The organism is Parasphingomonas halimpatiens (assembly GCF_036663795.1).
Lineage (GTDB): Bacteria > Pseudomonadota > Alphaproteobacteria > Sphingomonadales > Sphingomonadaceae > Sphingomonas.
The window spans coordinates 14,557-33,636 of the sequence record NZ_JAXOJP010000011.1 but is presented as its reverse complement, the minus strand read 5'-3'; the positions used below and the strand labels follow the sequence as shown (position 1 = coordinate 33,636).

Annotated in this window: 16 protein-coding genes; 12 read left to right on the top strand and 4 right to left on the bottom strand. The window is 67.1% G+C overall.

The features are described 5' to 3' along the window. The first annotated feature begins 69 nt into the window (after nucleotides 1–69). Both U1839_RS13035 and U1839_RS13030 read left to right on the top strand, forming a co-directional pair. Entirely contained in the window at nucleotides 70–1,359 is a 1,290-nt protein-coding gene (locus U1839_RS13035) for a spinster family MFS transporter (protein WP_332804045.1), read from the top strand. After that, nucleotides 1,356–2,993 carry a carboxylesterase/lipase family protein gene (locus U1839_RS13030; protein WP_332804044.1) on the top strand — a complete coding sequence of 546 codons (1,638 nt, stop codon included), beginning with the start codon at nucleotides 1,356–1,358 and terminating at the stop codon, nucleotides 2,991–2,993. The genes U1839_RS13035 and U1839_RS13030 overlap by 4 nt, the downstream gene beginning before the upstream one ends. Nucleotides 2,994–3,024: 31 nt before the next feature. Here the strand turns inward: U1839_RS13030 and U1839_RS13025 are convergent, their stop codons facing one another. Together U1839_RS13025 and U1839_RS13020 are read right to left on the bottom strand one after the other, a co-directional pair. Further along, on the bottom strand, nucleotides 3,025–4,626 hold the full coding sequence (locus U1839_RS13025; protein WP_332804043.1) for an AMP-binding protein: 1,602 nt from the start codon (nucleotides 4,624–4,626) through the stop codon (nucleotides 3,025–3,027). Between the two features lie 76 nt (nucleotides 4,627–4,702). Further along, on the bottom strand, nucleotides 4,703–6,949 hold the full coding sequence (locus U1839_RS13020) for a TonB-dependent receptor (RefSeq protein WP_332804042.1): 2,247 nt from the start codon (nucleotides 6,947–6,949) through the stop codon (nucleotides 4,703–4,705). A 237-nt stretch (nucleotides 6,950–7,186) separates the two neighbouring features. On the opposite strand from U1839_RS13020, the gene U1839_RS13015 reads away from it, so the two are divergent. The 6 genes from U1839_RS13015 to U1839_RS12990 all read left to right on the top strand — a co-directional run bounded on the left by U1839_RS13015 (nucleotide 7,187) and on the right by U1839_RS12990 (nucleotide 11,711). Then, the gene (locus U1839_RS13015) at nucleotides 7,187–7,705 is read left to right on the top strand and encodes a sigma-70 family RNA polymerase sigma factor (protein WP_332804140.1); all 519 of its coding nucleotides are present in this window, start codon (nucleotides 7,187–7,189) and stop codon (nucleotides 7,703–7,705) included. Further along, nucleotides 7,702–8,445, top strand: a complete 744-nt coding sequence (locus U1839_RS13010) for an anti-sigma factor (RefSeq protein ID WP_332804041.1) — start codon at nucleotides 7,702–7,704, stop codon at nucleotides 8,443–8,445. The genes U1839_RS13015 and U1839_RS13010 overlap by 4 nt, the downstream gene beginning before the upstream one ends. Before the next feature lie 126 nt (nucleotides 8,446–8,571). After that, nucleotides 8,572–9,120, top strand: coding sequence for a fasciclin domain-containing protein (locus U1839_RS13005; protein WP_332804040.1), 549 nt, complete (start codon nucleotides 8,572–8,574; stop codon nucleotides 9,118–9,120). 249 nt (nucleotides 9,121–9,369) lie between these two features. Beyond that, complete coding sequence (locus U1839_RS13000; protein WP_332804039.1) at nucleotides 9,370–10,605, top strand: BtaA family protein; 1,236 nt, start codon at nucleotides 9,370–9,372, stop codon at nucleotides 10,603–10,605. Nucleotides 10,606–10,607: 2 nt separating this feature from the next. Then, nucleotides 10,608–11,252, top strand: a complete 645-nt coding sequence (locus U1839_RS12995; protein ID WP_443030615.1) for a class I SAM-dependent methyltransferase — start codon at nucleotides 10,608–10,610, stop codon at nucleotides 11,250–11,252. A gap of 6 nt (nucleotides 11,253–11,258) precedes the next feature. Next, a complete protein-coding gene (locus tag U1839_RS12990; protein WP_332804038.1) occupies nucleotides 11,259–11,711 on the top strand; it encodes a DUF3429 domain-containing protein in 453 nt (150 codons plus the stop codon). Here the strand turns inward: U1839_RS12990 and hemA are convergent, their stop codons facing one another. Next, nucleotides 11,712–12,956 carry a 5-aminolevulinate synthase gene (gene hemA, locus U1839_RS12985; RefSeq protein ID WP_332804037.1) on the bottom strand — a complete coding sequence of 415 codons (1,245 nt, stop codon included), beginning with the start codon at nucleotides 12,954–12,956 and terminating at the stop codon, nucleotides 11,712–11,714. 194 nt (nucleotides 12,957–13,150) lie between these two features. Here hemA and U1839_RS12980 point away from each other — a divergent pair, with 194 nt between their 5' ends. Further along, a complete protein-coding gene (locus tag U1839_RS12980) occupies nucleotides 13,151–13,324 on the top strand; it encodes a hypothetical protein (RefSeq protein ID WP_332804036.1) in 174 nt (57 codons plus the stop codon). A gap of 3 nt (nucleotides 13,325–13,327) precedes the next feature. Here U1839_RS12980 and murI read toward each other — a convergent pair whose 3' ends face one another. Next, the gene (gene murI / locus U1839_RS12975; protein WP_332804035.1) at nucleotides 13,328–14,125 is read right to left on the bottom strand and encodes a glutamate racemase; all 798 of its coding nucleotides are present in this window, start codon (nucleotides 14,123–14,125) and stop codon (nucleotides 13,328–13,330) included. Nucleotides 14,126–14,721: 596 nt separating this feature from the next. Between murI and plsY the strand changes: the two genes are divergently transcribed. The 3 genes from plsY to topA all read left to right on the top strand — a co-directional run bounded on the left by plsY (nucleotide 14,722) and on the right by topA (nucleotide 19,040). After that, nucleotides 14,722–15,327: a glycerol-3-phosphate 1-O-acyltransferase PlsY gene (gene plsY / locus U1839_RS12970; RefSeq protein ID WP_332804034.1), complete on the top strand. Its 606-nt coding sequence runs from the start codon at nucleotides 14,722–14,724 to the stop codon at nucleotides 15,325–15,327. Nucleotides 15,328–15,330: 3 nt separating this feature from the next. Continuing rightward, complete coding sequence (gene dprA, locus U1839_RS12965) at nucleotides 15,331–16,413, top strand: DNA-processing protein DprA (RefSeq protein WP_332804033.1); 1,083 nt, start codon at nucleotides 15,331–15,333, stop codon at nucleotides 16,411–16,413. A 74-nt stretch (nucleotides 16,414–16,487) separates the two neighbouring features. Next, on the top strand, nucleotides 16,488–19,040 hold the full coding sequence (gene topA / locus U1839_RS12960; protein ID WP_332804032.1) for a type I DNA topoisomerase: 2,553 nt from the start codon (nucleotides 16,488–16,490) through the stop codon (nucleotides 19,038–19,040). The last annotated feature ends 40 nt before the right edge of the window (nucleotides 19,041–19,080 follow it).

Genomic DNA, 19,080 nt, shown 5'->3' with positions numbered 1-19,080 from the left:
TTGTTTGACAGCGCTCGATCGCGCTCGCATGGTGCCGGCAACGCCAACACAGGCACATAGAGGGGATGCGTGGGTATTCAGGCCACCACCGATGCGGCGCCGACCGCAACCGCGCCGCGCGCCGGGATCACGCTCTTCGCACTGACCTTCGTCTATGTGATCAATTTCCTCGACCGGCAGCTGCTCGGCATCCTTGCCAAGCCGATCGAGGAAACGCTGCACATTACCGATGGCCAGCTTGGGCTGATCGGCGGGCTGTATTTCGCGATGTTCTATTGCTTCATCGCCATCCCCGTCGGCTGGCTCGCCGACCGCACCAATCGCGTCGGCATCGTCTCGCTGGCCTGCGCGATCTGGAGCGCGGCGACGATCTGCTGCGGGCTCGCCACGACCTATCCGCAACTCGTTCTCGCGCGCATGACGGTCGGGTTCGGCGAAGCTGGCGGCGTACCGCCTTCCTATGCGATCATCGCCGACAGCTTCCCGCCCGGACGGCGCGGCGTGGCCTATGGCACCTTCAATCTCGGCCCGCCGATCGGCGCGGCGCTGGGCATCGCCTTCGGCGCCTCGATCGCCGCCGCGTTCGACTGGCGCTATGCCTTTGTCGGCATCGGCGCGGTCGGCATCATCACGGCAATTCTCGTCAAACTGTTCCTGCGAGAGCCGGTGCGCGGCCAGTTCGATCCCGTGCCCGCGCACCCGGTCGACCGCGTCGCCTTCTGGGGCGTGTTGCGCATGTTCTTCACCCACAAGGTGCTGATGCTCGCGGCGCTGGGCAGCGGCGCGACGCAGTTCGTGACCTATGGGCTAGGCAATTTCGCGGTGCTGTTCCTGATGCGCGAAAAGGGCATGGATTTTCACCAGATCGCCGTCTGGTACGCGCTGGCGGTGCTGATCGGCATGGGATCGGGCATGATCATCTCGGGCCGCCTGATCGACCGCCTGTCGCAGCGCTCGCGCCAGATCTATGCGACCGGGCCGGTGCTGTCGCTCGCCATCGCGCTGCCTTTCTATGTCGCATTCGTATGGGCACCGAGCTGGCCGCTTGCGTTGATCCTGCTGACCGTGGTGATGGTGCTCAATTACTTCTACCTCTCGGCCTCGGTCGCGCTGGTACAGGAGGAGGTGCGCCCCGACCAGCGCGTGCTCGCAGGGGCACTACTGCTGCTGGTGATGAACTTCATCGGCCTCGGGCTCGGGCCGACCTATGTCGGCGCGGCGAGCGACTGGTTCGCCCGGCACGGCCACGCGCACGCGCTGCAGATCGCACTCTTCTCGCTCACCCCCTTCTATCTCATCGCCATCCTGCTGTTCCTCGGGCTGGCACGCATCCTCCGCGCCGAAGGAGAGGCTTCATGATGACGCTCCGCCGCCTGATCGCCGCTGCCTGTGTCGCGCTGGCAAGCCCGGCCGCCGCGCAAACCGCCGCCCCCATGGTCGATGCTCCGGCCGGCGCGGTGCGCGGGCAGGCCGAGGGCGACAGCCGCATGTTCAAGGGCATTCCCTACGCCCTGCCGCCCGTGCAGGGCCGGCGCTGGCAACCGCCGGTCGCGATGCCGCGCTGGCCCGTCGCACGCGATGCCACGGCATTCGGCCCGGCCTGTATCCAGCCGCAGAGCAAGACCGTCTCGGTCTATTCGGGCGAGGTGCTGCCGACGAGCGAGGATTGCCTGACGCTCAACATCTGGGCACCCGCCAATGCCCGCAACGCCCCGGTGTTTTTCTGGATCCACGGCGGCGCGCTCGCGGGCGGCTCGAGCCGCGAGGCGCTATACGACGGCAAGCAACTGGCCGCGCGCGGCGCTATCGTCGTGTCGATCAACTACCGGCTCGGCGTGCTCGGCTGGTTCGCCCATCCCGAGCTGGGCCGCGAATCGCCGCAGCGGCTGTCGGGCAATTACGGCCTGCTCGACCAGATCGCTGCCTTGCGCTGGGTGCGCGCCAACATCGCCGCGTTCGGCGGCGACCCGGCCAATGTAACGATCGCCGGTGAATCGGCCGGCGGGCTGAGTGTGATGTACCTGCTGGAGTCGCCGCCGGCGCGCGGGCTGTTCGCCAAGGCGATCAGCGAGAGCGGCTATATGATCTCGATGCCCGATCTCAAAAAAAGCGTATTCGGCGCACCCTCGGGCGAAGGTGCCGGGCAGTTGCTCGCCGCCGCCTTGCAGGCGCCGGACATCGCCACCCTGCGCGGCATGGATGCGCAAACGCTGACCAACAGCGCCGCCGGCCTAGGTTTTGCGCCGCAGGGCGTGGTCGATGGCGTGGTGCTGCCGCAACAGATGGTATCGGCATTCGACGAGGGGAAGCAGGCCCCGGTGCCGCTGCTGATCGGGTTCAACCAGGGCGAGATCCGCTCGCTGACCATCCTCGCGCCCAAGGCGCCGGCGACGCCGGCCGCCTATGAAGCGACGATCCGCGAGCGCTATGGTGATCTCGCCGAGGCGTTCCTCCGCCTCTACCCAACCGCCAGCTACAAGGAGAGCATCCTCGCGACGACCCGCGACGCCTTGTACGGCTGGACCGCGGAGCGCATGGCGCGCAAGCAGACCGCGCTCGGCCAGCCGGCCTATCTCTATCTGTTCGACCATGGTTATCCGGCCGCCGACGATGCCGGCCTGCACGCCTTCCACGCCAGCGAATTGCCCTTCGTGTTCGGCACGCTCGATCGCACACCGCCGCACTGGCCGCGCATTCCGGCCACCCCTACCGAGCGGGCCTTGTCCGACGCGATGGCCGATTACTGGACGAGCTTCGCGCGCGACGGCCGCCCGGTGGCGGGCAGCGCACCCGCCTGGCCCAGCTTCGGAGCGAGCGAGTCCTACATGCACTTTACCGACGCACCCCACCCCGAGACGAAGCTGATGCCGGGTATGTACGCGCTGAATGAAGCAGTGATGTGCCGCCGCAAGGCAACTGGCAAGACCGGGTGGAACTGGAATGTCGGGCTATATGCGCCGAAGCTTCCGCCGGCCGCCGCCGGGTGCCCGTGACACCCCTCGCGGTGGGATGAAGCGCGCCTTGTCAGGCTACCCGGCGCGCGTCGATCCTGCCTTCGGCATAGTCGGCGCGTAGCCGGTTCTTGTCGATCTTGCCCGACGCGGCGAGCGGCATGGCGGCGATATCCGCCACCTGATCGGGGATCCACCAGTCAGCGACCTTGCCGCGCAGCAGCGCGATCAACGCCTGAGGATCATCGCGATCGCCGTGCCGCTCGACGATCAACACCGGACGCTCGCCCCATTTGACATCCGGCCGGCCGATGACCGCGACATGGCGCACACTCGGATGGCGGCCGACGATCATTTCGATCTCGTTCGGGTTTATCCACTCGCCGCCCGACTTGATCAGGTCCTTGGCCCGCCCGCAGATCGTCAGATTGCCCGCCGCGTCGATCATCGCGAGGTCGCCAGTGTCGAAATACCCCTCGCTATCGAGCGCGTCGTCGTCCGCCATGAAATAGCGATCGATCACGCTGGCACCCTTGACCTTGAGGTGGCCGAGCATGTCGCGCTGGGGCGTGAGCGTGTTCCCTGCAGCGTCGGTAAGCTTGAGGTCGATACCGATGGGCGGCCGGCCCGAGGCGCGCGGCTCGTCGGGGATCGTGGCGGGCGGCGCGATGGTGCCGATCGGCGACAATTCGGTCATGCCCCAGCTAGTCTGGACGCGCGCGCCGAGTTGCTCCTCCATGCGCCGGATCAACGCATCGGGGCAGCTCGACCCACCGATCAGCACGCGATGCAGCTCGGGCAAGGTCTCGCCGGTCGCGGCAAGATGATCGACCAGGCCGAGCCACACGGTCTGCACCCCGACCGCGACGGTGACGCCCTCGTCGCGCATCAGCCGCGCGAGCGCGGCCCCGTCCATCGCCCGCCCGGGAAGAACGAGCTTCGTGCCGACCGCCGGCGCGGCGAACGGCAGGCCCCAGCCATTGGCATGGAACATCGGCACCGCGAGCAGGAGCACATCCTCGCTGGTGAGACCGACCGCATCGGCTTGCAGCGCGCGCAGCGTGTGCAGATAGTTGGAGCGGTGGGTATAGACCACGCCCTTGGGGCTGCCGGTCGTACCCGACGTATAGCACAGCCCGGCCGCCGCGTTTTCATCGAAACCGCCCCATAGGCTGTCGGCACCATGCGCCGCGAGCAGCGGCTCGAACGGCCAGAGCCGCGCACGGTGCGGCGCGAGGCTTTCGAGATCGGTCGGTGCCGCGTCGAGCACGATGACGTGTTCGATGCCGGGGCAAAAGGGCGCCATCTCGCGCAGCAAGGGCAGAAGATCGCTCGACACGGCGACGATGCGGTCGTCCGCCTCGTTGACCATCGCCGCGAGATGCGCGACCGTCAGCCGCGGGTTGAGCGTGTGACACACCAACCCGGCGCCCATCGCGGCATAATAGATCTCGAGATGGTGCTGGGTGTTCCAGGCGAGCGTGGCGATCCGGTCGCCGAAAGCGAGCCCGAGCGCCGCCAGCGCACCCGACATCCGGTTGCTGCGCGCGCGCAGCGCTGCATAGCCGATGCGGCCGCGCGCCACGCCGGCGTCTGCCTCGACGATCTGCGCGTCACCAAACCACTTCGCGGCATGATCCAGGAACTTGTCTACCGTCAGGCCGTAGGGCTGCATGACACCTTCGTGATTGGGAGATTGGAAAAGGGCACCGGCCACCGCCCCGGGGAGCGGCGACCGGCGTCGAAGGGGATCAGAACGTTTTCAGCACCTTGAGCCCGTACTGGCGCGGCGGTCCGGCGAAATAGAGCCCGCTGTTGAGCGAGGCCGGATAATGCTGGTTGGTGACGTTGGTGCCGTAAGCGGTCAGCGTCCAGCTGCCATGTTGCCAAGCGAGTTGCGCGTTGACGACGTTGCGGTCGGTGAGCCGGTCGCCACGCGCCGCATTCTGGAACAAGGTCGCCCATTGCGGTGCGATATGGCCATAGTTGATGCGCGGAGTGATCGTGTCGGTATCACCGACCTTGATCTCGTACTGCGCGCCGATGTTGAAGGTGAAGTTCGGCGCGTAGGTCTGCTCGCGCCCCTTGAGCGCGATACAGGTGCCGCTCACCGGCCCGGTAAGCGGGTTGCACGCCGTGGTCGTCGCTGCGCGGGGATCGCTGGCATAGAACTCGCCAAGCTCACTATGCAGCACGTTGATGCCGGCATCGAGCGAGAAGGCGCCGAAGTGGAAATCGGCATTGGCCTCGAAGCCGTAGATCTTTGTGCTGTGCGGCACGTTGAGTTCGATCCCGAAGGTCGGGAAGGTGGGATAGCCGATGATGACCTGGAAGTTACGATAATCATTGTAGAAACCGTCGATCGTCAGGCGGATGTGGTTGTCCGCAAGATTGCTCTTCCAGCCGCCTTCGAACGACTTCACCTTTTCCGGCTCGAAGGGCACGGGCAGGCCGAGGCCGACCGGCACGTTCAGCCCGCCGGGACGAAAGCCCGTCGCCACGAAGCCGTAGAGATAATTGCTCGCATTGACCTTCCAGCCGAGCGAAACCTTGTAGGAAAAATTGTCCGATTTGGTCGTTTGGTCGTCGCGAAGATAGGTGCCGTACTGCATCACATCGACATGGTTGGTCGACTGGCTCGCGGTATAGCGGCCGCCCACTTCGACCTTGAAATTGTCGGTGATGTTGAAGCCGACCTGCCCGAAGACCGCCAGCGAGCGCTCGGGATTGCGCCCCGCGAGCCGGTACTGCGCCGCATTGAGATTGAACGGATAGGCAACGTCGATCACGAAGTTGGTATCGGGATGCAGGTAGAAATAGGTGTTCCACAGGCCGAACGCGCCCACCAGCCAGGTGAAGCGCTGATGATCCGGTGATATGATATTGAATTCTTGCGAGAATTGCGTCTCGGTGACGTTGTCGAAGAAATAATAGTTATTGGTTCCGGTCGGGGAATTGGTGCCGTCGAGGTCGGTGCCGTAGCGAATGTTGGCGTTCTGCAGGCTGGTGATCGAACGGAACTTGATGCCGCTGTCGGTGTCATATTCCATCTTGAGGATCGAGCGGACGAACTTGTCGCGTGCCTCCATCGGCGCGTTGGCGGTGATGTTGAACAGATCGTGATATTTGGGGTTGGGCGCGCTCGCACCGGGAATGGTCTGGTAGAAATCGGTCGCCGGGCTTGCCGGATAGCCGCCGAAATCCATGTAGCCTAGGTCGGTCTTCGACAGGATCGAGAAATTCTCGCTCGGCTTCCACAACAGGCTGATGCGCCCGGCGGCCATGGCGAGGTCGCCATTGTGGCTGTTATAGGCCGCGCCGGCGGGGCCGGTGACGTGGAAGAAGCCATCGCGCCGCTCGCCATAGAGCGAGATCCGCGCGGCGAAGGTGCTGCTCACCGGCAGGTTGATCGCGCCCTGCGCGCCGACGTCGTTGTAATTGCCGTAATTGGCGTTGAAATAGCCGTGCGTGCCACCGTTGATGATCGGGTCGTTGGTGTTGACGAACACCGCGCCACCGGTGGCGTTCTGCCCGACGATCGTACCCTGCGGCCCGCGCAGCACCTGGATGTTGGCGATGTCGTAATAGGGTTCGCCCTGGACATAGCCGGGGAAGGTCGGCACGCCGTCGCGGTAGACGATGACACCCGTCGTCGTCTGCGCATTGTGCTCGGCCTTGCCGATCCCGCGAACGTTGAAATCGTTGCCCTGGCCGAAATTGTTGACCACCACGCTGGGGGTGGCGAATTGCAGCGCATCGACGTTGACGACGCCCTTGTTGGCGAGGTCGGTGCCGCTGAGGACCGACGCCGAGGCCGGGGTCGTCATGAGATTTTCGTTACGCCGCTGCGCCGTCACGACAATGTCCGGCGTACTGTCGGCCGTGGTGTCGGTCGCGCCGTCGCTCTTGGCGGGCGGTGATGTGGTTTGCGCGGTCGCCGTGCCGCCACAACCCAGTGCCAGCGCCGATGCGCTCAGCAGAAATGCACAGGCCTTCATATACCCCTCCCTTGGTCGATCCTCACGCTCTTCGGCGCCGGTGATCCAAGATGCAGCAAAGCGACGACCGAAACAACACTAATTCTCTCATGAGTGAATGTGTCAGCGCGGGGACCGTTGAATCAGGGGCGAGCGCCCTGACTGTCCGATCGGGAGCATTGCCCGCCCCGCCCCAAGTCGTTACGAATCGAGGTCGTGAGCGATCCTGTTGCCGACGCCCGTGCGCACCTGACCGAGATGCTGGTTCGAACCGGCGCGGAGGACCGCGCCGCCTTTCGCGATCTCTATCGATTGACCTCGGCGAAGCTTTTTGGCGTGTGCCTGCGTATCTGCGGTGAAAGGCAGGCAGCGGAAGACGTGTTGCACGAAGTCTATCTCACGGTGTGGAAGCGCGCAGGGGCCTATGAGCCCGGCCGGGCGAGCCCGATCACCTGGCTGGCAACGATCGCGCGCAACCGCGCGATCGACTGGCGCCGCGCGCAGGGCATCCGCCGCCACGCGCCGATCGAGGATGCGCCCGACATCGCCGACGCAGCCCCGCTGGCGAGCGAGACGATGGAGAGCGACGAGGCCGCGCATCATCTGTCGCAGTGCCTCGACGGGCTCGACGACAACCAGCGCGTGGCGATTCGCACCGCCTTTTTCGAGGGCGTAACCTATGCCGAGCTGTCCGAGCGCCAGGCGGTGCCGCTCGGCACGATGAAGAGCTGGGTGCGGCGCGGTCTCGCGCGCTTGAAGGAATGCCTCGAGCGATGAGCGACGAGATTCCCATCGCGCCCGGCGAGGCCCCCGACATGACCGCCGCCGAACTGGCGCTGGGGCTGCTCGACGGCGCGGAGCGCGCCGCCGCGCTCCGCCGCGTGCTCGCCGACCGCGACTTTGCCGTCGCGGTGGAAAGCTGGCGCGGGCATCTCGCGCAATTGTTCGACCTGTGGCCCGAGGTGAAGGTCTCGGACGACCTGCTCGCGCGGATCGAACGGAGCCTCGACGCGCCGCTGGCGCCACTCGCGACGACCGATGCGCCAGCGCCACGTCGCTGGCTGTGGCCGGCGATGACCGGGCTGTCGAGCCTCGCCGCCGCCGCGCTGTTGCTCGTGCTGGTGACCCGGCCGGAACAGCCGGTGAGGCTGGCCCCGACACCCGTCGCAACCGCATCGGCGCCATCGACGATGCTGGTCGCGGCTATAGCACCGACAGGCGGTGGCGCGCCCGTCACCGCAGTATATGACCCGGGTTCGGGCGGGATGCGCATCACGCCGCAGGCGCTCGCCGATGCCCGGCGCAGCGCCGAATTGTGGGTGATCGCCGGCGATGGCGTGCCGCACTCGCTGGGTGTGTTGCCGGCGAGCGGCGGCAGCATGTCGGTCAGCGACGCGAACCGCGCGCGGATGGCAACGGGTGCAACGCTGGCGGTGACGCTCGAACCGATTGGCGGGTCGCCGACCGGCGCGCCGACCGGACCGGTCGTGGCCAAGGGCGCACTGGCACGGGTTTGACCCAAGCCCGTCCGACGCGCCATTTGCAGCGGTGCGCGGAAGAAAACGCGATCGCGCCCGCATCCGCCACCGTTCATCGACCGTAGCTCCGGCACGCCACGAAGGCGTCTTCAGGAGACTATTTCGATGACTCGTACCTTGCGTATCACGCTCGCCGCCGCGCTGATGGTCGGCGTTGCCCCGCTCGCTTATGCCAAGAACCCGATGGTCGGCGGCGCCGCGATGTTCCCGACCAAGAATATCGTCGAGAATGCCGTCAATTCGAAGGATCACGCCACGCTGGTCGCCGCGGTCAAGGCCGCCGACCTGGTCGACACGCTCAGCGGCGCCGGCCCGTTCACCGTCTTCGCGCCGACCAACGCCGCCTTCGCCAAGCTGCCCGCCGGCACGGTCGACACGCTGCTCAAGCCCGAAAACAAGGGCCAGCTCAGCGCGGTGCTGACCTATCACGTCGTGCCCGGCCGGATCACCGCGGCGCAGATCGCCGCCAATGCCAAGGCGCATCACGGCACCGCGACCTACACCACCGTCCAGGGCGGCACGCTGTCGTTCAAGAAGGCGGGTAATGGCTGGACGATCATGGACCAGAAGGGCGACACCGGCCGCATCACCATCGCCAATGTGATGCAGTCGAACGGCGTCATCCACGTCATCGACACGGTGATGCTGCCGTAATTTTCGGCCGCGCCCGAAAAATATCGCGCGGCGATGCAACCATCGCGGGCCTCGCCGCGTAGCTGTTCCGTCCTTCTCGAGAAGAACGGACGCGTAACCGGGGCGCGGAGACCCTCCTTTACCGCGCTCCCCGCGTAACGGACCTGTCGGCGCCCCCCAAGAGCCGACAGGTCCACCCGCCTCTGTCACAGAAAAGTCATCGCCGCCGCCTAGGGCGACGGTGCGGCGTCCGCCGCGATGGAGAACGCCATGGCTCTCGCCCCACGCCCGCCCCGCAATCGCGCGCTGCGCGCCGCGGTCCATCGCCACGATCATCTTTCGCGCCAGGGGCTGCTCGAACGCGCCTTCACCTTTGCGTTTCGCGGGCTGGTCTATGCCCAGATCTGGGAGGATCCGGCGGTCGACATGGACGCGCTGGCGATCACGCCCGATTGCCATGTGGTGACGATCGCCTCGGGCGGCTGCAATGTGCTGAGCTATCTCACCGCCGATCCGCGCGCCATCACTGCGGTCGACCTCAACACCGCGCATATCGCGCTCAACCGGCTCAAGCTCGCCGCGGCACGTCATCTCCCCGATTATGCGAGCTTCCACCGCTTCTTCGCGCGCGCCGACAGCAAGGCGAACATCGCCGCCTATCGCGACCATGTCCGCCCGCATCTCGACGAGCCGACGCTGCGTTATTGGGAAGGGCGCGACCTGATCGGCCGCCGTCGCATCGGCGGCTTTGCGCATGGCGTGTACAAGCGCGGGCTGCTCGGCCGCTTCATCGGCGCGGCGCATCTGCTCGCGCGCCTCAACGGCATCGACCCGGGCGCGGTGCTGCGCGCGACGTCGATCGAGGAGCAGCGCGCGATCTTCGACCGCGATTATGCGCCGCTGTTCGACAAGGGCTTCGTTCGCTGGTTGACCGACCAGCCCGCCTCATTGTTCGGGCTCGGCATTCCGCCCGCACAATATGAAGCGCTGGCCGGCGAAGAGAAGATGGCGACGGTGCTGCGCGCGCGGCTCGAAAAGCTCGCCTGCGATTTCGACATTCGCGACAATTATTTCGCCTGGCAGGCGTTCGGCCGCGGCTATGGCGCGGGGCCGCAGGCGCCCCTGCCGCCCTATCTGCAGCAGGAGCATCATGCGGCGGTGGTCGAACGCGCCGAACGCGTCGAGGTGCGGCACACCAATTTCACCGACTATCTGCGCACGCGGCCCGATGCGTCGCTCGACCGCTACGTCCTGCTCGATGCGCAGGACTGGATGACCGACACCCAGCTGACCGAGCTGTGGAGTGAGATCACGCGCACCGCTCGCCCCGGCGCGCGCGTGCTGTTCCGCACCGCGGGAACGCCGAGCATCCTGCCCGGCCGGGTGCCGGCGCCGATCCTCGCGCGCTGGGATTATCGTAACGACGAGTCGCTCGACTTTACGCGGCGCGATCGCTCCTCGATCTATGGCGGCGTGCATCTCTACGTCCTCGGCGCGGTCGCCTGAGCGTGGACAGTCATGCCGGGCGGATGGACGCGATCTACCGCACGCAGCGCCATTTCTATGATCTGACGCGCAAATATTATCTTCTCGGACGCGACGGGTTGATCCGAGCGCTGGCGCCGCCCCCCGGCGGGACGGTGCTCGAAATCGGCTGCGGCACGGGGCGCAACCTGATCGCGGCGGCGCGGGCATGGCCCGAGGCGCGGCTCTACGGCATCGATATCTCCGAGGCGATGCTGGAGACGGCGCGCGCCAAGGTCGCGCGCGCGGGGCTGAGCGGACGGATCACGCTGGCACAGGGCGATGCCACCGGCTTCGATGCCGCCGCGCTGTTCGGTGTCGCGACATTCGACCGCGTGTTCCAGAGCTATACCTTGTCGATGATCCCCGACTGGCATGGCGCGATCCGCGAGGGTGCGGCGAAGCTGGCGCCGGGTGGCGAACTTGCGGTGGTCGATTTCGGCCAGCAGGAGCGCCTGCCGCGCTGGTGGCGCACGCTGCTGTTCGCCTGGTTGGCAAAGTTCGAGGTCGCGCCGCGCGCGCTGCTGCCCGAGGCGCTGCGTGAGGTCGCGGCCAATGCCGGGCTGCGTGCCGAGATCACCCCGCACTATCGGGGCTTTGCGTGGTCGGGACGGCTGCTGCATGGCTGACGGCCGATGCCGACGTTACAGCCACTTCCCCCCATTGCCCGCCGGCTCGGTTATGCCGGACTGTTGCCGCAACTCGCCATGGTCGCGGTGCTGCTGCAGGGCCGGCTCGACGAGCGCTTCATCGCGCTGTCGATCGCCTATGCCTATGCCGCGCTGATCCTGAGTTTTCTTGGCGGGCTGTGGTGGGGGCTTGCCGCGCGCGCCGAACGACCCCCGACATGGCTGTGGTTCGCAGCGGTCGCGCCGTCGCTGATCGCGCTGGCGAGCGCCTGGCCATGGGCGGTCGGCGAGCCATGGCCGGCGCCGTCGCTGATCCTGTTGGGGGTTGCGCTGATCGGATCGCTCGCGGTCGACCGGGCGCTGGTGCGCGCGGCGATCGCGCCGTCCGGCTGGCTGCGCTTGCGCCTGCCGCTGTCGCTGGGTCTCGGCGCGCTGACGATGGTCGCCGCCCTGCTGTGATCAGGCGGCCTGGCGCAGGTCGAGCCGGTCCCAGATCTCGACCAGCGCGCGGGTCAGGTCGCGCATCATCGCCTCGTCATGCGCGGGGCCGGGGGTGAAGCGCAGCCGCTCGGTGCCGCGCGGGACGGTGGGATAGTTGATCGGCTGGACGTAGACGCCATATTCGGCGAGCAGGATGTCGCTGATCTTCTTGGCCTTGACCGGATCACCGACCATCACCGGCACGATGTGCGTGTCGCCGAGCATCACCGGCACGCCGGCCTCGACCAGCATCGCCCTGAGCCGCGCGGCGGCGGCTTGTTGCGCGTCGCGTTCCGCGCTCGACGCCTTGAGGTGGCGCACGCTGGCCAGCGCGCCCGCGACCAGCACCGGCGCGAGGCTGGTGGTGAAGATGAAGCCGGGGGCGTAGCTGCGGATCACGTCGATGATCGTGCGGTCGGTGGCGATATAGCCACCCATCACCCCGACCGCCTTGGCGAGCGTGCCCTCGATGATCGTCAGCCGGTGCGCGACTGCGTCGCGCTCCGAGATGCCGCCGCCGCGCGCGCCGTACATGCCGACGGCATGGACCTCGTCGAGATAGGTCAGCGCGTTGTACTTGTCGGCGAGGTCGCAGATCGCCGCAATCGGCGCGACATCGCCTTCCATCGAATAGACGCTTTCGAACGCGATCAGCTTGGGCGCGGCGGGATCCGCCTCGGCCAGCAGTTGCTCGAGATGCGCCAGGTCGTTGTGGCGGAACACGCGCTTCTCGCAGCCGGCATTGCGGATGCCGGCGATCATCGAGGCATGGTTGAGCTCGTCGGAGAAGACGATGCAGCCCGGTAGCACCTTGGCCAATGTCGCCAGGGTCGCATCGTTCGAGACATAACCCGAGGTGAACAGCAGCGCGGCTTCCTTGCCGTGCAGGTCGGCCAGCTCGGCCTCGAGATCGACATGGTAATGCGTATTGCCGCCGATGTTGCGCGTGCCGCCCGAGCCCGCGCCGACATCGTGCAGCGCCTCTTCCATCGCCGCGATCACGGCCGGATGCTGGCCCATGGCGAGATAGTCGTTGGAGCACCATACGGTAACCGGCTTGGGGCCGTTATGCCCGGCAAAACAGCGCGCGTTGGGAAACGCGCCCTTGTTGCGCAAAATGTCGATGAACACCCGGTAGCGACCCTCGGCATGCAGCCGGTCGATCGCCTGGGTGAAGATGCGGGAGTAGTCGACCCCCGCCTGCGCCGTGGCTTCCGCGTCCATCGCGCGCCCTTAGCGCGAGATTGTGGCGATTTCCAGCACCCGAAATCGTTCAGACTGATCGATGCCGCGCGCCTTTATTTGGATCAAGGCGCGACTCGGCGGGGCGTGTTATTGTCGCTTCATCGGCAGGCTTGGGTCAAACACGCTGTCGACTCGGGAGTCCCTCGCTTCCGTTCGTTTGCAGGAGTTGCTCCATGCGCGCCGATTTGCACGAGACCGCCGACTATCTCGCCCGTCGCGAGGCGGAGGAACTGACACGGGCGGCGGGCGCCACCGATCCTTGCGCGCGTCGCGTCCATCTCGACCTGGCGCAGCGCTATGCCGAGCGCCGCGCCGCCCTGGCCGCGGAGTTGATGCACGCCGCCTAGGCGTTACAAGGATTCGATCGCGTCGAGACCGTAGCGCGCCAGCGCCGGGGCCAGCGCGTCGCTCGCCGCGTCGCGCCGGGTAAACACCGCGATGCCGGCGGCCGGTGCGGTCGGCCAATCCTGCCCCGCCGTCAGGTCGGCGATGCGCCGGGCGATGCCGGGGCCACCATCGACGAAGCGTAGCGCACGCGGCGCGGCGGCGGCCAGTTCGTCGGCGACCAGCGGGAAATGGGTGCAGGCATTGACGATCGTGTCGATCGCATCGCCGCCGGGTTGACCGAACAGCCCTTCGAGGATCGCGGCGTAGCGCGCCGGGGGTGTCGGTTCGCCGCGCAGCTTCGCCTCGGCCAGCGCGACGAGTTCGGCCGAGCCGTGGCGCAGCACGGTGCAGTCGCCGGCGAAACGCGCGGCGAGATCATCGACATAGGGCTGGCGCACCGTCGCCTCGGTGCCGAGCACGCCGATGGTGCGCGTGACGCTGACCAGCGCGGCGGGCTTGATTGCCGGCACGGTGCCGACGATCGGCAGGTCGAGCGCCTCGCGCACCGTCGCCAGCGCGATGGTCGAGGCGGTATTGCAGGCGATGACGATGAGCCGCGGCCGGAAGCGCTCGGCCAGGCGACCGAGCAGCGCGGGAACCCGCGCCGCGATCTGCGCTTCGCTCTTGGTGCCGTAGGGAAAACCGGCCGAATCCGCGACATAGACGACCGGCATGTGCGGCAGCAGTGCGCGCGCCGGGGCGAGCACCGAAAGCCCGCCGACGCCGGAATCGAAGAACAGGACAGGGCGGGCATCGCTCATGTCCGGCCCGTAAGCGGGTGCGCGGGCAAGCTCAATGCCCGGCTTGGCGCGGACACGGACACGTGCCCGAGGGAAGGTCTCGTGCCCGTGTCGGTGACGTTGGCAAGTATCCGCGACGTAAACCTCTCACAAGTCAGCAAGTAAAGCGGGGCTTTTGCGGCACGAGTTAGGCGTTGTCGGGTCATAGATGAGCGACGCCGGCGTGGTTGAACCAGCCGAGACTTGACGCACTGTTCCAACGATGAGGACTGGTTGACATCATGCGGCAGGGCGTGGCCGGCACCGTGGTGACTGGGTTTTTCTCGACGACTTATGTGAATATTTGGCATTTGGGCTGTTTTTCTGCTCGCGGGCCCGGGTGGGGAAATCCAACGGCGTTGACCGGGTGCGTTGTGCGCGGTGAACGGCGAAAATGCCACGCGCACAGCACGCGGTGAATCGCGCCGGCAGCGTGCCGACCCAGTCGATCGAAATCGCGCGACCGGACGGCCATCGGCCGTGAATCTCGCCCCACACCAACCGAAACGCGAGCGGAATCGCCTTGTTCGCAGGCGCGTACCCACTATGTTCGACGGGGGAACCAGGGGGCGAGGATTTTGCCGAGCGAATATCTTTCCAAAGCGGCCGCGCTTGCGCTGATGCTTGGCTATCTGTTCGGCTCGATCCCGTTCGGCGTGATCCTGACGCGGCTGGCCGGCGCGGGTGATCTGCGCCAGATCGGCTCGGGCAATATCGGCGCGACCAACGTGCTGCGCACCGGGCGCAAGGGGCTGGCGGCGGCGACGCTGCTGCTCGACGCGGCCAAGGGCTGGGTCGCGGTGGCGCTGGTCGAGGCGTGGCATCCCGGACTCGGCGTCCTTGCCGCCTTTGCGGCCTTTGTCGGCCACCTCTACCCGGTATGGCTGCGTTTCCACGGCGGCAAGGGTGTGGCGACGCTGATGGGCATCGTGCTGGCGCTGCACTGGCCCTGCGCGGTGGTCTATGCCGCAGTGTGGCTCGGCATGCTCGGCTTCGTGCGTATCTCGTCACTGGCCGGCATGACCGCGGCGGTCAGCGCGCCGATGAGCGCGGCGTTCTTCGCCAAGTTCGATATCGTCGCGCTGCTCATCGTCCTCGCCTTGCTCGTGCTGTGGAAGCACCGCGACAATATGGCGCGCCTGATGGCCGGCACGGAGCCGCGTGTCGGTAGCAAGCGCGACTGAGCGATGGCCGACGGCAATGCGATCGCCCGGCTGCGGTTAATCCGCACACCGCAGATCGGCCCCGTCACCTATGCCCAGCTGATCGCGCGCTTCGGCGACGCGGCACGCGCGATCGAGGCCCTACCCGAGCTCGCCGCGCGTGGCGGCGGGCGCGCGCCGGTCGTCGCCGCGCCCGCAATTGCCGAGCGTGAACTCGCCACGGCGGCCCGGCTCGGCGCACGCCACCTGTTCCTCGGCGATGCCGACTATCCGCTGCTGCTCGCCCAACTCGATGACGCGCCGGCGGTGATGATGGTGCGCGGCGACGACTCGTTGATGGCGCGACCGGTCGTGGCGATGGTCGGCGCGCGTAATGCCTCGGCGGCGGCATGCCGTTTCGCACGACAACTCGCCGCCGAACTGGTGCGCGAACAGGTCAGCGTCGTCTCGGGACTGGCGCGCGGGATCGATACCGCAGCGCATGTCGGCTCGCTCGACGGCGGGACGATCGCGGTGATCGCCGGTGGCATCGACGTCGCGTATCCACCGGAAAATGCGGCGCTGCAGGAACGTGTTGCGTGCGAAGGTCTGTTGATCGCGGAGCAGCCGCCGGGCGTGGAACCCCGCGCGCGGCACTTCCCGCATCGCAACCGCATCATCGCCGGGCTGGCGCTGGGTACGGTGGTGGTCGAGGCAGCCCCGCGATCGGGCTCGCTGATTACTGCGCGACTGGCTGCCGAGGCAGGCCGCGAGGTGATGGCGGTGCCGGGCAGCCCGCTCGACCCGCGCGCACAGGGGTGCAACGGCCTGATCCGCGACGGCGCGACGCTGGTGCAGAACGCCGCCGACATTCTCGAGACGATCCGGCCGATCGACGCCCGCATGGTACGCGCGCCGGGCGTGGTATTCGACGGCCCGCCGCCCGACGATGCCGATGATGCCGCGCGCCTCGTCGTGAAAGAACTGCTCGGCCCTGTCCCCGTCGCGGTCGACGAGCTCATTCGTCAGTCCGGACTGACCCCGGCGATCGTGCAGACGGTGTTGCTGGAACTCGAGCTGGCCGGTCGCATCGAGCGCCATGCCGGCGGACGGGTAAGCCTGCTGTAACCCAACAGGCGTTGACGGCGCCCGCCAACCACCCTCATCCTCGCGCGTACACGTAAGGACACCCACAACCGCTTATGCAGCTTGTCATCGTCGAATCGCCCGCCAAGGCGAAAACCATCGAGAAGTATCTCGGCTCCGACTATCGCGTTCTCGCGAGCTACGGCCATGTCCGCGACCTGCCGCCCAAGGACGGATCGGTCGATCCCGATGACGGCTTCGCGATGGAGTGGGAGAATTATCCCGACAAGGCGAAGCAGCTGAAAGCCATTGCCGACCTGGCCAAGACCGCTGACCGGCTGATCCTCGCGACCGATCCGGATCGCGAGGGCGAGGCGATCAGCTGGCATGTCCAGGAAGTGCTGCGCAATCGCAAGGCGCTGCCCAAGGAGGTCGAGCGCGTCACCTTCAACGCCATCACCAAGGCGACGGTGACCGAGGCGATGAAGCATCCGCGCGAGCTCGATACCGACCTGATCGACGCCTATCGCGCGCGCCGTGCGCTCGATTATCTCGTCGGCTTCACGCTCTCGCCGGTGCTGTGGCGCAAGCTGCCGGGGGCAAAGTCGGCCGGGCGCGTGCAGTCGGTCGCGCTGCGCATCATCGTCGACCGCGAGCGCGAGATTGAGGCCTTCCGGGCGCAGGAATATTGGTCGGTCTCGGCCAATATGGAGCAGGACGGCACGCCGTTCGTCGCGCGGCTGATCCGCTGGAACGGCGACAAGATCGACCGGCTGACGATCGGCGCCGAAGGCGACGCACTGAAGGCCAAGGCCGATGTCGAAGCCGGGCATTTCACCGTGCAGTCGGTCGAGACCAAGCCGACCTCGCGCAACCCGCCGCCGCCCTTCACCACCTCGACGCTGCAGCAGGAAGCGGCGCGCAAGCTCGGTTTCTCGGCGAGCCACACGATGCGCATCGCGCAGGGGCTCTACGAGGACGGCGTGATCACCTATATGCGCACCGACGGCGTGCAGATGGACGGCAGCGCCATTTCCGCCGCGCGCAAGGCGGTCGCCGATCGCTATGATGCGAGCTACGTCCCCGACAAGCCGCGCCAGTACCAGACCAAGGCGAAGAATGCGCAGGAAGCGCATGAGGCGATCCGCCCGACCGATTTCAGCAAGAACAGCGCCGGGGGCGGCGACCATGCGCGGCTTTACGAGCTGATCTGGAAGCGCGCGCTGGCCAGCCAGATGGCCTCGGCGCGGATGGAGCGCACCACGGTCGAGCTGGCCGACGGCACCGGCCGCCACGGGCTGCGCGCCACCGGCCAGGTCGTGCTGTTTCCCGGCTATCTCGCGCTGTACGAAGAAGGCAGCGATGACAGCGCCGATGAGGAGAGCCGCCGTCTGCCGCGGATGCGCGACGGCGATGCGCCGGCCAAGAAGTCGGTCGATGCCGAACAGCATTTCACCCAGCCGCCGCCGCGCTTTTCCGAAGCGTCGCTGGTCAAGCGCCTCGAAGAGCTCGGCATCGGGCGCCCCTCGACCTATGCCTCGATCATCCAGACGCTCAAGGACCGGTCTTATGTGAAGATCGAGAAGAACCGCTTCTTCGCCGAGGAGAGCGGGCGGCTGGTGACGGCGTTCCTCGAACGCTTCTTCGAGAAATATGTCGGGTACGACTTCACCGCGGGCCTTGAGGACGAACTCGACGAGGTGTCGGGCGGCCGGGCGCAATGGCAGGCGGTGCTCGAGCGCTTCTGGAAGGACTTCAAGCCGCGCACCGACGAGGTGATGGAGCAGAAGCCGTCGGAAGTGACGGCGGCGCTCGACCTGTTCCTCGAACCCTATCTGTTTCCGGCGCTGGCCGACGGCGCGGACCCGCGGCTGTGCCCCAATTGCGGCGTCGGCCGGCTCGCGTTGCGTGGCGGCAAGTTCGGCGCCTTCGTCGCCTGCTCCAACTATCCCGAGTGCAAGTATACGAGGCGCTTCGGCCAGGGCGGCAGCGAGGAAGCGGTCGCGGAGAACGAGACGCTGGGCAACGATCCGGCGAGCGGCCTGCCGATCGAGCGCAAATCGGGGCGGTTCGGCCCCTATATCCAGCTCGGCGAGGGCAAGGAGGCCAAGCGCGCCTCGATCCCCAAGGATATCCCCGCGCTCGACCTCGAATGGGCGATCAAGCTGCTGTCACTGCCGCGCGAGGTCGGCACGCATCCCGAGAGCGGCAAGCCGATTATGGCGTCGATCGGGCGCTATGGCCCCTATCTTGCGCATGACGGCAAATATGCCCGGCTGCAGTCGACCGCCGAGGTGTTCGAAACGGGCATGAACGCGGCGGTGGTCAAGCTGGCCGAGGCGGCGGCGGGCGGCGGGCGCCCGCAGCGCGGCTCGCGCGAGCCGCTGAAGGTGCTCGGCCTGCATCCGCGCACCGAGCTCGAGCTCAAGCTGATGGAGGGTCGCTACGGCGCCTATGTCACCGACGGCACGACCAACGCGACCCTGCCCAAGGGACTGGAAAAGGACGCGCTGACGCTGGAGGAAGCTGCCCAGTTGATCGACGCGCGCGCCGCAGCGGCACCGGTCAAGAAGGGCAAAAAGGCACCCGCCAAGAAGCCGGCGGCAAAGAAGCCCGCTAAGAAGGCGCCCGCCAAGAAGGCGGCCCCGAAAAAGGCGGCGGCGACGTGATTCGCCGATCGGGTGCAATATTCCCCGGCCAGCGCCCGCC